General features: G+C 48.6%; 10 protein-coding genes and 1 riboswitch. Of the genes, 5 read left to right on the top strand and 5 right to left on the bottom strand.

What is annotated here, in order from left to right:
* Positions 1-264: 264 nt before the first annotated feature.
* The gene (gene priA, locus ACEN2G_RS08620; RefSeq protein WP_442021078.1) at positions 265-2,463 is read right to left on the bottom strand and encodes a primosomal protein N'; all 2,199 of its coding nucleotides are present in this window, start codon (positions 2,461-2,463) and stop codon (positions 265-267) included.
* A gap of 142 nt (positions 2,464-2,605) precedes the next feature.
* Here priA and rpmE point away from each other — a divergent pair, with 142 nt between their 5' ends.
* Entirely contained in the window at positions 2,606-2,821 is a 216-nt protein-coding gene (rpmE, locus tag ACEN2G_RS08615) for a 50S ribosomal protein L31 (RefSeq protein WP_442021077.1), read from the top strand.
* A 682-nt stretch (positions 2,822-3,503) separates the two neighbouring features.
* Complete coding sequence (locus ACEN2G_RS08610; protein WP_442021076.1) at positions 3,504-4,748, top strand: malic enzyme-like NAD(P)-binding protein; 1,245 nt, start codon at positions 3,504-3,506, stop codon at positions 4,746-4,748.
* A gap of 116 nt (positions 4,749-4,864) precedes the next feature.
* Here ACEN2G_RS08610 and trmA read toward each other — a convergent pair whose 3' ends face one another.
* A complete protein-coding gene (trmA, locus tag ACEN2G_RS08605) occupies positions 4,865-5,971 on the bottom strand; it encodes a tRNA (uridine(54)-C5)-methyltransferase TrmA (RefSeq protein WP_442021075.1) in 1,107 nt (368 codons plus the stop codon).
* A 190-nt stretch (positions 5,972-6,161) separates the two neighbouring features.
* On the opposite strand from trmA, the gene ACEN2G_RS08600 reads away from it, so the two are divergent.
* Positions 6,162-6,689 (top strand): ATP--cob(I)alamin adenosyltransferase, encoded by a 528-nt coding sequence (locus ACEN2G_RS08600; RefSeq protein ID WP_442021074.1) that lies wholly within the window; start codon positions 6,162-6,164, stop codon positions 6,687-6,689.
* On the opposite strand, the gene ACEN2G_RS08595 is transcribed toward ACEN2G_RS08600, so the two are convergent.
* Together ACEN2G_RS08595 and ACEN2G_RS08590 are read right to left on the bottom strand one after the other, a co-directional pair.
* Positions 6,686-7,048 carry a hypothetical protein gene (locus ACEN2G_RS08595; protein ID WP_442021073.1) on the bottom strand — a complete coding sequence of 121 codons (363 nt, stop codon included), beginning with the start codon at positions 7,046-7,048 and terminating at the stop codon, positions 6,686-6,688. The genes ACEN2G_RS08600 and ACEN2G_RS08595 overlap by 4 nt on opposite strands.
* Positions 7,049-7,060: 12 nt before the next feature.
* Positions 7,061-8,401, bottom strand: a complete 1,341-nt coding sequence (locus ACEN2G_RS08590) for a sulfite oxidase (protein ID WP_442021072.1) — start codon at positions 8,399-8,401, stop codon at positions 7,061-7,063.
* A gap of 188 nt (positions 8,402-8,589) precedes the next feature.
* Positions 8,590-8,786: riboswitch (cobalamin riboswitch) on the top strand.
* Positions 8,787-8,822: 36 nt separating this feature from the next.
* Here ACEN2G_RS08590 and ACEN2G_RS08585 point away from each other — a divergent pair.
* A complete protein-coding gene (locus ACEN2G_RS08585; RefSeq protein WP_442021071.1) occupies positions 8,823-10,625 on the top strand; it encodes a TonB-dependent receptor domain-containing protein in 1,803 nt (600 codons plus the stop codon).
* A gap of 159 nt (positions 10,626-10,784) precedes the next feature.
* Positions 10,785-11,600: a glutamate racemase gene (murI, locus tag ACEN2G_RS08580; RefSeq protein ID WP_442021070.1), complete on the top strand. Its 816-nt coding sequence runs from the start codon at positions 10,785-10,787 to the stop codon at positions 11,598-11,600.
* Between the two features lie 9 nt (positions 11,601-11,609).
* On the opposite strand, the gene ACEN2G_RS08575 is transcribed toward murI, so the two are convergent.
* Positions 11,610-12,077, bottom strand: coding sequence for an RNA recognition motif domain-containing protein (locus ACEN2G_RS08575; RefSeq protein WP_442021069.1), 468 nt, complete (start codon positions 12,075-12,077; stop codon positions 11,610-11,612).
* Positions 12,078-12,570: the final 493 nt, after the last annotated feature.

Here is a 12,570-nt window from a genome sequence, read left to right as displayed (position 1 = left end):
TCAATTCACCAAATTAAAGACAAGGTCACAGATAACCCGGATGGGAAATTCTACGCAAATCGAGGGCAGAAAACCACCGCCAAGGCCAAGTGAGGCCTGCAATAGCCAGCAAAAATCATCGCTTAAGATATCTTGGCGTTAGAGGTTGTGGCGGATGGCATATAAAACCGCCAGCTTATATTAGGGTTTATTCGCGTTGTCAGCCGCTGTTGGCTATTCATTTGTTATTTAATCAATGCTCTACAGCTAGATATAGGCTTAGGCTTAAAAAAGATCGACAGGATCTATATCCAATGACCAGCGCACCTTACGGGCCGAGGCCTGCTTGTCGATAATGGCCAGCGCTAGTCGACACGCCGAGGCCAGCTCGCGGCGCTGACTCGATTGCAATAACAGCTGATAACGATACTCGCCGGCTTTGCGCTCCATTTGTGCGCTTAGCGGCCCTAAACAGAGCACAGTTGCGGGTAAATGCGGCTGCAGCTGCGCTACTAATTGTTGTAAAAAAGTCTGCACTTGGCGCGCATCCGTGGCTCTGGCCCGAAACAACGCCTGAAAGCTAAAGGGCGGTAAGTTTGCCAGTTGTCGCTCTTTTAAGGCGCTGTGGGCAAAATGGCGATAACCCTGATTAGCCAAGTCTTGTAACAGCGCATGATCCGGCTGATGGGTTTGCAGCACCACGCGGCCCGGCTTACTGGCACGGCCGGCGCGGCCCGCCACCTGAATATAGAGCTGGGCAAAGCGCTCGGTGGCGCGAAAGTCACTGGCAAACAAGGCGCCGTCGGCATCTAGCATCGCCACTAATGTCACATCGGGAAAGTGATGACCCTTGGCCAGCATCTGCGTGCCAATCAAGATCTGATACTGACCGTTGCGAATGCCTTCCAGATGCTGCTCGAAGCTGCCTTTGCGTCGCGTATTATCGCGATCGATGCGAATAATGCCGTATTGCGGAAACAAACCAGTGAGCGCTTGCTCGACTTGCTCAGTGCCAAGGCCAGTGCCCATCAATTGCGTGCTACCACAGCTGGGGCAGGTGGGCGGCAGCGGTCTTTGGTGATCGCAATGATGGCAATGCAGCCTTGAGGGCTTTTGGTGCCAAGTGAAGTGGGCGTCGCAGCGTTCACAGTCGGCCAGCCAGCCACAGCCGTGACAGAGCAGTGCGGGGGCATAACCGCGGCGATTTAAAAACAGCATCACCTGATTACCTTTACTCAGCTCTTGGCCGAGTAGCGTAATTAATTGCGGCGATAATCCGGCGTGCATCTGTACGTTTTTGCTATCTAGCAATACATGCTCGGCCACGGTGGCGGTGCCGGGGCGCTGGCTCAAGGTTAATAGCTGATATTTACCGCAGGCGGCATTGTGCAGGCTTTCAAAACAAGGCGTGGCCGAGCCCAGAACGATAGGAATATCCAGCTGATGGGCTCGCAGCAACGCTAAGTCGCGGGCGTGATAGCGAAACCCTTCTTGCTGTTTGAAAGAGGTATCGTGTTCTTCATCGATAATAATTAGCCCCAAACGGGCAAAGGGCGTGAGCAGGGCGGAGCGCGTGCCGATGACGATGGCGCAGCTGCCGTCACGACACGACAACCAAGCATCGAGTCGCTCACGCTCATTCATGGCCGAATGCAGCGTGCAAATTGGCAAGCTAAAGCGTTGCTGAAAGCGGGCTATGGTTTGCGGCGTTAAACCAATTTCTGGCACCAGCACTAACACTTGCAGCCCGGCCTTTAGCACGGCTTCCATTACTTGCAGATAGACTTCGGTTTTGCCCGAGCCGGTAATGCCTTCTAATAAGAAGGGGCTAAACCCTTGGGCACTTTGAATAAGGCTAACCGCGAGTGCTTGCTCGGTAGTGAGTCTGTGCTTGTCTTGTTCGCTAATCTGCCACGGGTTTGCTCGCCAATCTTGCGGTTGTGGTACTTGATCACGTTTTTCAGCCAGCTGCTTTTTCGCCAGTGTATTTAAGGTGGCGCTAGTTACGCCGCGCACTTGCAACTCGCCGCCGCTTAACGGCCCTTGGCGTAGCAGCGTGAGTGCTTGCTGTTGCTTAATGGCTCGCGCGGGTATTTGGGCCTCGCTATCTAATAAGTGCCAGAAACTGGAACTGCGATAAGTGGCCGCTTCGCCCTTGCGCAGTAATGTGGGCAGCGCCTGAAAATACACTTCGCCGGTGGCATATAAATAATACTGGGCGGCCCACGCCAGCAATTTTAGCTCGCGCTCGTTGAGTAAGGGATCTGGGTCTAACACTGCCGTAATGGGTTTTAGCTTGGCTATGTCTATGCTGGAATCATCGGGATGAGACAACACTAGGCCGGTCATGGCACGGTTACCAAATAGCACCGCCACCCGACAGCCGGGGACGGGTAATGGTAAAGGACAGAGATAATCAAACTCTCGCCGCAGCGGCACGGGCAGCACTATCCTGAGCAAAGCAAGTGTTGTCGATGACGACATTGATGAATTAACCTCCGTTTATCCTTGCCTGTAAAAAAGCGATACTATATTATTCGCACCCTTCACAAAACGTGAATCGTTACGTGTGGTGTCTGGCATAGGATCAGATAGCGACACGGCCTACAAATTCAGAGGTTATCCCATGAAACAAGGTATTCACCCAGAGTACAACGAAATTACTGCTAAATGTTCTTGCGGTAATGAGATCAAAGTCGGTTCTACTTTAGGCAAAAGCCTGAACCTGGACGTTTGCGGTGCTTGCCACCCATTCTACACTGGCAAGCAGAAAATGGTTGATAGCGGCGGCCGTGTGGATCGCTTCACCAAGCGCTTCGGTGCTTTGGCTAGCAAGAAGTAAGCGAGTCTATCGCTGCAATAGGGCGCCTAAGGGCGCCTTTTTTATTGATTTTTTTTACTTATACCCAGTAGTCTCTATCCCCTCTAAATCCAATCTAACTGCTCACCATTTACTCACTGTCGTGTCCAGATGAAATTTCTAGCATGGATCTCATTGTAGATATTTGTGCTGTAAATTTGCCAATTGTTAGGTTGATACTCTCTTTAAATGACTGTATCCCCGATCGTAATTAATCTTAAGCCTTATCAGCAAAAGCCTGCGTTCAGGCTGCCAGAGAGTCGTGACAGAATAAAATGTCGACAAGGTCTCGATTGAAACTGGTTTTTAATATAAAAAGGCGTAATGATGAAGGTGCTGGTGACCGTGAATTTGCCGATCGTAGCCAACCGAATAGCAATAGAAATTAAAAGTGGGATTGAAGCCAGAGTTGAAACAGGGATGAAACGGGAAATACGTTATTCCTGTTTCCGGATGGCTAAATTCTTAGGGCTAAACTAGGGCTAATCGCCGTGGCCAATCTGCATTATAGCTAGTTCGTATCTGGTCGTTTTTCAGATAAAGCAATGAAGTGTGCTAGTCGTGTCGAATAAGTTGATTACTATCACATTGTATAAACATTATGATAAACTTGTTCACACATAAATCCTTTAAATGTCTCCAATCACATCAGGGTACTCGTAGAATGTCCGACTTCCGTCAAAAAGCGCTCGATTATCATGCCTTTCCTACTCCAGGAAAGATCTCTGTTGAAATCAGTAAGCCGGCAGAAACCGCTCAGGATCTCGCCTTAGCCTACAGCCCAGGTGTGGCTGAGCCAGTGCGCGAAATCGCCGCTGATCCAGAAAACGCTTACAAATATACCGGTAAAGGTAACTTAGTTGCCGTTATCACCAACGGCACCGCCATTTTAGGTCTGGGTAACTTAGGCCCATTGGCTTCTAAGCCAGTAATGGAAGGTAAAGCGTTACTGTTTAAGCGCTTCGCTAATATCGACTCTGTTGATATCGAAGTAACGCACCGTACTACTGAAGAATTCATCCAAGTTGTGGCGGCGATCGCCGACACCTTTGGTGGTATCAACCTAGAAGATATCAAGGCACCTGAGTGCTTTGAAATTGAAAAGGCGCTGATTGAGCGTTGTAACATTCCTGTGTTCCACGATGACCAACACGGTACTGCAATCGTTACCGCAGCCGGTCTTATCAACTCACTTGAAGTGCAGGGTAAGAACATCGAAGAAGCACAAATTGTGTGTATGGGTGCCGGTGCTGCAGCCGTTGCGTGTATGCAGCTGCTGATCAAGTGTGGCGCACAGCGCGAAAACATCTATATGTTGGACCGTAATGGCGTTATTCACTCTCGTCGTGATGACTTGAACGAATATAAAGCACTGTTCGCGAATAACACCGACAAGCGCACGCTGGAAGATGTAATGGAAGGTGCCGACGTATTCGTAGGTGTTTCTGGCCCAGACGTATTACCAGCTGAAGCCGTTGCTATGATGGCCGACAAGCCAGTTATCTTCGCTTGTTCTAACCCAGATCCAGAAATCAAACCAGAATTGGCACACTCAATCCGTCAAGATTTGGTAATGGGTACCGGTCGTTCTGACTACCCTAACCAAGTAAACAACGTATTGTGCTTCCCGTTCATCTTCCGTGGCGCATTAGACGTTCGTGCTTCACAGATTAACGACGAGATGAAAGTTGCCGCCGTTGACGCCATTCGCGGTCTAGCTAAAGAGCCAGTGCCACAGGCAGTATTAGATGCTTCAGGTTACGAAAGTCTGACCTTCGGTAAAGACTACGTAATTCCTAAGCCAATGGACCCACGTTTGTTGCCACGTGTTGCTCGTGCCGTTGCACTGGCGGCCGTTGCTTCAGGCGTAGCTCGTATCGAGTTGCCAGAAAACTACATGCTGGATTAATCTCCATACCCTTCGGGCAGCTATAAGCCTGAAGCGGTAAGCGATAAGCTAAATAAAAAAGCACGGCCACTTGGCCGTGCTTTTTAGTTTCTATCAATTACTTCCGGCTTACTGCTTCAAGCTTTCTGCTTCTTTTGAAGATAAACTCCAGCTTCCACATGATGGGTGTACGGGAACTGATCAAATAGCGCAAAACGGCTAATGGTGTGCGTTTGACTTAAAACGGCTAAATTCTGCTGCAAGGTCTCAGGGTTACAAGAGATATACAGAATGTTGTCGTATTTTTGCACCAGCTTCACGGTTTCTTCATCCAGCCCTGAACGTGGTGGATCCACTAAGATAGTGTTGCAGTCGTAGCTGCCGAGATCTATGCCGCGCAGACGGCGAAACTCGCGTACTCCACGCATCGCTTGGGTAAACTCTTCCGCCGACATCCGCAAAATTGTCACGTTATCTATGTTATTGGCGGCAATATTATATTGCGCCGACTTCACCGAGGAGCTGGCAATCTCGGTAGCCAGCACGCGGTTAAAGTTTGGCGCCAAGGCCAGTGAGAAATTCCCGTTACCGCAATACAACTCCAGCAAATCGCCGCTGGCGCCTTGGGTGACGGCTAATGCCCAACTTAGCATCTGCTCATTCATACGACCATTAGGCTGGGTAAAGCTGTTTTCTACTTGCTGATAAACTAATTCTTTGTCTGCGACCTGCAGTTTCTCCAGCACATAATCTTGGCCCAGAACCCGCTTTTGTTTCTTGGCTCGGCCAATAATGCTGGCATTAATACCGGCTTGTTGTAATTGCTCGCGTACGCCTTGCATGGCTTGCTGCCAAGCATCGTCTAACTGACGGTGATACAAAAGGCTGATCACCAGCTCGCCGCTCAAAGACGATAAAAAATCCACCTGAAATAAACTGCGGCGCAGCACGGCATCCGGCTTTAACGCCGTCAGCAATAATGGCATGGCTTGATTAATGATTAACGAGGCGGCAGGAAACTGATCGACGCGGTATCGCTGCTTAGTTTCCTGATCAAACATGATGTAATACAAGTCATCATCTTCATGCCACACTCGAAACTCGGCGCGCATCCGATAATGCTCAGGTTCTGAAGCGAACACATCTAGGCTCGGTGGATTAAAAGGCGCAAACGCCTGCTGCAGCTGGCTAACTTTAGCCTCCAACTGTGCCTGATAGGTGTGCGGGTTAACCACTGTGCTCATGATGTGCCTCTCTTAAAAACGAAGCGCAAATTCTAGCACGTACCCGTAGGTGAAGGGTAAAGAGTGATGGGATAAGAGGACGAGCCAACCAGTACTAAAGCTATGTTTCTATGTTCCTCATAAATAAAGAGGTGTGGATACAGTGGCGAAAAATCTTTAGTCTTTTATGTTTACCGACCAAGGAACCAACATGCGCCGCCCTAAACCGAGTGATCTTCGTGAATGGTGTTATCCCTTTATCTATGAAACCCGGCTCACCTGTGATTACGAAATCCTCACCGATGAGTTGTGTTGTCATATAGGCGTGGTGCTCGATATGTTGTCGGAACAGTTTGCCGATATCCGTGCCGACTTAGAGCAATTACAGCCGTTGATTTACAATCTTAATGGTTCGGTACGGGGTAAGAACGGTATCTTCGAGCAAGATATCGAATGGTTAAAAGCGCGCTACACCTATTATCAGCAAGTGAGCGAAGGGCGAGTGACTGGCTTTGTACTCCCCAGAGGGCCGGCTCCCGTGCCGCAGCTGCATTTATGCCGTTGTACCGGTAAAAAAATAGTACGCATGCTGGTGCGCTTAGAGCAAGAGGGCAGGAGTTTCGATGAAACCCTGCCCCGATTTGCCAATGTACTGGCTAACTTTTTCTTTGTACTTACCGTTGCCATCAAGCATCGGCTAAACGTCGAAGAAGTGCCTTATATCAGCATTAATTATTAGGACTGTTTCTTGCGGTAAGGGTTTTCCGGTAATTGGTCGGCGCGTAGCGATGGCCGCCTAGCGTCTTGCTTGGGGCCATAATTGCTACTTAGATACTCCAGAATTGTTTTTTCTGTATCCGCATCAAACGCCCATAATCCTTGAGACTCCTGCATCCAACGGATCAAAGACAGCCAATGTTCACGGCTGCCACTGTTTTGGGTGACCAAACTGGCCGAATGACAAGCAATGCAATTATTGCGCACCGTTTCCCAACCCGGCGCCATAATAAAGCCGGTTTGAGGGTCTTGCTCTGCGGCCAAAGCAGGAGTGGCCGACAGCCCCAGCAATAATAAACTCATAGCAAAAGGGTGTGCCATTATGTCCTCCTCTTATACAACTTGTACCGCAATACGGTGGCAAGCATTGTTTAAATAACCTTTAGGATTCCAACCCGGAACCACCATGGGTTGTGCTTGCCCTTCATTGTCTACGGCTCTGGCCCATACTTCGTAATAGCCTTTTTTAGGAAAAGTCAGCTCACTGTGCCAATGCTGCCAAGCGAGTCGATTAGCCGGTGCCCTTAGCTCCGCTTTTTGCCAAGTGGTACCAAAATCAATCGACACATAAAAGTCGCTGACTTCCAGATCGCCCGCCCAAGCATGGCCACGCACAGCTAAAGGCTCGCCTAATTGATGAGTGATACCGGTTTTTGGAAAGGTGATCAGCGATCTCACTGGCATGGAGCTAATAATTTCCATGTCTTCATCGGGCACTTGCGTGCCGGGTGCCACCGGATATTTGGGCATGCTGTAAGAAGGAGCGGCCATCTTGTTGCCGTCGTGTATCTTATCGCGGACCACTATCTTCTTCAGCCACTTACCAGAGGTGGAAGCCGGCCAGCCGCCGCACACCAAACGTAAAGGATGACCGTTTAACACCGGAAGATCCTCGTCGTTCATGGCCCACGCAATCAAGGTTTCGTCTTCTAATGCCTTAGACATAGGTACGCCCCGTGAGATAGCTGCTTTGCTCGCATCGCCACTCGGGTGTAAGTCTGCGCCATAATATCCGATATAAACCGCGTCCTTTTTAATGCCACAGGCTTCCAATACGTCGCGCAGCCTTGCCCCCGTAAATTTAGGGCTAGCGACCGCACCCGTGGTCCATTGGTTGCCACTGGCAGCAGGGGCGAATTCGCTGCGGCCATTACCACCACATTCTACCGTCAGCTGGTAACTATGGTGTTTAAAACGAGACTTGAGCTCGGCTAAGGTAAAGGTGGTGGGTTTCTCACAGGACTCACCGGCAATTTCCAGCGTCCAGCTCGCCGGATCCAGCACGCTGGTATCGGGGAGCAGTCCATTGTTGCGCACAAACATATGCTTGGCGGGGGTAATTTCATCGTCTAATAAATGAGGTGGTGTTTCGGCGTTAAGTGGCCGATCGTTGAGAATAATCAAACCTTCTTTACCAGAAATGGCAAAAGGCTCGTTAGATTGGGCAAAGGCGGCAGGAATGAGCCCCGCAGGCATATTTTTAGCGAACGGAATACTGGCTCCTATGGCGGTGGCCATCGCGAATAGGCCACCACGCTTAAGAAAGCCACGTCTGCTCCCCTGATCAGTTTCTCGATTCCATACTAGTTTATCGGCCTTGATCGGATCTTCTGCGTAAAGCTCATGCAAACCTCGGCTCGGCTGCTCATTTTTATTCTTTGAGTCATTTGCCATCTTGTCTCTCCTTGCTACGCATGCACCGGCAGCGTTAGCCATAACTATAGATTAAAGCAGCGTAGCAAATAGTCAGATGTTGCTAATATGTAAATAAAGCAAATTTGAGATCTAGCGCATATTCATTTTTATAAGGAAGCATGCATATTTTTCCACTGTATATGCATATACAGCTGGCTTGGCTTTCCCTATAATGCCCGCGCTTTGGTGCCAAATGGCATAAACGGGAATCCGGTGTAAATCCGGAACTGGCGCGCAGCGGTAACGAGGAACGACACGACAAGGGGAAACCCAGGCACTGCTCAATAGAGTGGGAAGCCGTCGTTTAGGTGAGCAAACGCTCGAGCCTCCAAGTCCGAAAACCTGCCAAAGTCATCACATAAAGGCCAGCCGGCCATTACTACGCGTACTAGGGAAACACATGTCCAAAAAGTTGTTGGTAGCCGTTTTGCTGCCATGGGCCGCATTTGCTCAAAATTCATTCGCCACACCCGCTGACGATGCCACTGAAATCACCATTTACAGCAAAGTAAAACAACCGCTCACCAGTGCACTCGCACCTGTGGAAGTGATCACCAAAGCCGACATCGAACGTCGCCAGCCGCGCTCGTTAGTTGACTTGCTCGAAACCCTGCCGGGTATGCAGTTCGGTACCCAAAGTGGCGGTTTGGGTCAAGCAACTAGTCTATTCGTACGCGGCACTGAATCCGACCACGTGTTAGTGCTGGTTAATGGCCGTCCTCAGGCGCAAATGGTTAATAATAATTTTGATTTCAGTCGGTTGCCGGTGAGTAACGTCGAGCGCATCGAATATATTCGTGGGCCACGTGCCGCTATTTATGGCTCAAGCGCAATCGGTGGTGTGGTTAACATCATTACTAGCTCTCCAATTAACGACACCAAACTGAGCGTGACTACCGGTAGCAATGATTACTATGCCGGCGACGTATCCATCAACCAGTGGGTAACTGATGAGACTCGCTTACAATTGGCCACCGGCTATCGGGAAACCCGTGGTTATGATGTAAAGCCTCAACCAGGAAATACTGAGACTGACCGCGATGGTTTCGATAGTAAAAATTTAACCTTAGGTATCGAGCATAAGCTAAATCAGGCGTGGACGTGGGGCGCTAACGCTAACGGCTGGGAAAGCAAGACCGATTACGATGGTAGCTATTCTGATACATCCGCAACTCAAAGCTATCAAGTTGATACCGGATTAAGCTATCAAGATGAGCAATTAGCTGGTCAATTAAATGCTAGCTATGGTGAATTTGAAAATGAAAATTGGGTTAAAAAAGATGGCCGCAACTCAAAGTCATATAGCAATATTGCTAATTCTATTACTCGCTTAGATGGCTTAGTACAGAATAATTACTCTGAACAAGGCTATACGTTAGTGGGTATGGACTGGCAACAAGAGCGTCAACTTTCAAAGTCTACCGGTTCTGTACAATCTAGCCGTGACAACACTGGTGTTTTTACCTCTATTTATCATACATGGTCGCCGTTAACTCTTGAGTTAACTGGTCGTATTGATGATAACGAACAATATGGGAGTAAAGGTACTTGGCAGAGCGCTTTATCATTGGCCATGCCAGCACAACATAGAACGACGCTAAGTTACGGCACTGCTTTTAAAGCCCCAAGCTTTGGAGATATTGCGTACGCCAAAAAAGGCATAGAATTACAACCAGAAGAATCCCAAAACTGGGAGCTGGGCTTTGCCGGCGACTATGATGTGCTAGATTGGCAGCTCAATCTGTATCGCAATAACATTGATAACCTTATTGTTTATAACGGTGGTTATGTTAACTCTACTGAAAATACAGACTCTCTGATTAGAGGTGCTGAATTTATAGTAAAAGCGGACACCGGATTATTGCACCACACCTTTAGCTACGATTATACAAATGCTAAAGACATTAAGACTGCAAAGCAGTTGATTCGCCGTGCTAAGCGTAAAGCTAGTTGGACCGGCGATGTTGATGTATTTAATACCAACTTATTTGCACAAGTGCTGTATGTCGGAGAGCGTGGCGATGTAGGTAATGTAACTCTGCTTTCTTACACCATCTGGAACATAGGTGCACGTTATCCTCTTACGCAGCAATTAACTCTGAACGGTAAGATTAACAATCTGTTCGATAAAGACTATCAAGTAATTGATGGTTACGACGCACCCGACATGGAGTTTTATGTCGGTGCCGACTACCGCTTCTAAGTTCTTAAGCGTTGATCAGCAATCTTAAGCCGGCCTAGTGTCGGCTTTTTCATTTTTAGCTTTAGCGTTATGATGTGAGCCTGCACAGCGAGGGCGTTCCTTGCTCAGTAAAAGTAAGCCTTTAAACAACAAGGGCCGCTTATATAGAAGGGCAAAAAGTTGGCAAACATTCTTATCTTTGACTCCGGCATGGGCGGCTTGTCTGTGTATCGTGAACTCAGCCACACCCTTGACGGCCATCAGTATCTCTATCTGTTTGATAATGCCTATTTTCCTTACGGCGAGCTAAGCGAATCGTGCTTAGTGGCGCGAGTGGTTGAGTTGTTTCGCTCTTTCGTTAGTCAACACTCGGTAGATATCGCCGTTATTGCCTGCAATACCGCTAGCACTCATGTGTTACCCGCCTTGCGTGAATGTTTATCTATTCCCGTAGTGGGCGTGGTGCCCGCCATCAAACCCGCCGCTGAATACAGCAGGCAACAGCAAACAACAGACAAGCCTGCTCATATCGGATTATTGGCTACACCCGGTACCGTATCTCGAGCCTATACGGCCGAGCTTATCCAAAGCTTCGCCGCCGATTTGCAAGTCTCTATGTTGGGTACTACCGAATTGGTGACGATGGCGGAAGATAAATTAGCAGGACAAACCGTTGATCTACAAAGACTGCAACAAATACTGGCGTCTTGGACGAGCGAGCAGGGACCCGATACCTTGGTATTGGGCTGTACTCACTTTCCACTGTTAGCGGCCGAAATTGGTCAATGTTTACCTCAGGTAAAACTAATCGATTCGGGAGCCGCTATAGCGCGACGGGTCAGTCATTTATTACTTGCTCTTCCTGATGTACAACAGGCTAGAACAAAACAGCAGCAAGGCCGATTGTTTTGTACGGCGGCCACAAAAAAAGCCCTGCAACAAGCGAGGGCTTTTAGTAAGGAAGGCTTTGGCGAGCTTAACTGCTTTGTGCCTTAAGTCAGATGATTAAGCTGATTGCTCGGTTTCATCTTCTTCGTCTTTACGTTCATTCGCTTCACGCACTTTTAAGGTGCGCTGTTGAAACTCAGAATCGTTCAATGCCTGTTGCGCGGCAAGTGCTGCGTCACTGGGCATTTCTACAAAGCCAAAGCCGCGGCGCTTGCCGGTGTGCTTATCTTTCATTAAGCGTACCGATAACACCTGACCAAACTCTTCAAACAAAGCACGTACCGAAGCCTCGTTGGCACGATAAGGCAGATTACCGACATATAAGGTAGTAGTAGGGATAGCCGCCGGTACCGGTGGACGAGTCAACAAGGGAATTAAAAAGCCTCCTAACAACAAGCCAATAGCAAACAAGCTAGCAGTAGAAAGCGCAGGTGCAGCCCAGCTCACAACAAAATAACCAAGCACGGCCAATACAACTGCATAAAAGGCAGACTGAATATAAACAGGATAATGGGATAACTTCATCGGCAGTCCAATCTCAAAGTGGATGAATGTATAGAGTATGAATATGGTAGGGCGCTAGCCACTACCGATCACAGCATAGCCTCAATTGAGCTACGGAGTAATGCTTGTTAGCGCAAAGCGTGATAATTGTGATCTAAAATAACTTTCCGACGCAGATACTAGACCGAATCCTGCCTGCCGTGCCGGAACTTTGTATACAACAAAGCACAGCGGCGATTGCCAAGTGTAAAAACAAACACCGTCTTTTATAGCCCAATGTCTTAGTTTTTGGTCTTGCGGAGCAGGATTGCTTTGGCTTAGCCTGCCCACATTACTGTTTACGACTCACTCCACACGATTATTCTTACCGTATATGGCGTAAAGCGCACGGCTTAAAACTATGGCTTTGTGCATAACTCTGTGAGTAAGTTGTGCGGTTGCTGGGTGTTTGAGCAGTCAGTCGTGAATTGTCATTTTATTGCCATAAACGACTTGCGCCAAAAGCTGAGATCTC

The organism is Oceanisphaera sp. W20_SRM_FM3, assembly GCF_052119705.1.
In the GTDB taxonomy this organism is placed as follows: Bacteria; Pseudomonadota; Gammaproteobacteria; order Enterobacterales; family Aeromonadaceae; genus Oceanimonas.
The sequence above is the reverse complement of the archived record's forward strand: the minus strand, read 5'-3'. Positions and strand labels throughout refer to the sequence as shown.

Coding starts and splice junctions, on each gene's coding strand:
- priA (WP_442021078.1), bottom strand. CDS start 2,463: ATGTCGTCATCGACAACACTTGCTTTGCTCAGGATAGTGCTGCCCGTG.
- rpmE (WP_442021077.1), top strand. CDS start 2,606: ATGAAACAAGGTATTCACCCAGAGTACAACGAAATTACTGCTAAATGT.
- ACEN2G_RS08610 (WP_442021076.1), top strand. CDS start 3,504: ATGTCCGACTTCCGTCAAAAAGCGCTCGATTATCATGCCTTTCCTACT.
- trmA (WP_442021075.1), bottom strand. CDS start 5,971: ATGAGCACAGTGGTTAACCCGCACACCTATCAGGCACAGTTGGAGGCT.
- ACEN2G_RS08600 (WP_442021074.1), top strand. CDS start 6,162: ATGCGCCGCCCTAAACCGAGTGATCTTCGTGAATGGTGTTATCCCTTT.
- ACEN2G_RS08595 (WP_442021073.1), bottom strand. CDS start 7,048: ATGGCACACCCTTTTGCTATGAGTTTATTATTGCTGGGGCTGTCGGCC.
- ACEN2G_RS08590 (WP_442021072.1), bottom strand. CDS start 8,401: ATGGCAAATGACTCAAAGAATAAAAATGAGCAGCCGAGCCGAGGTTTG.
- ACEN2G_RS08585 (WP_442021071.1), top strand. CDS start 8,823: ATGTCCAAAAAGTTGTTGGTAGCCGTTTTGCTGCCATGGGCCGCATTT.
- ACEN2G_RS08575 (WP_442021069.1), bottom strand. CDS start 12,077: ATGAAGTTATCCCATTATCCTGTTTATATTCAGTCTGCCTTTTATGCA.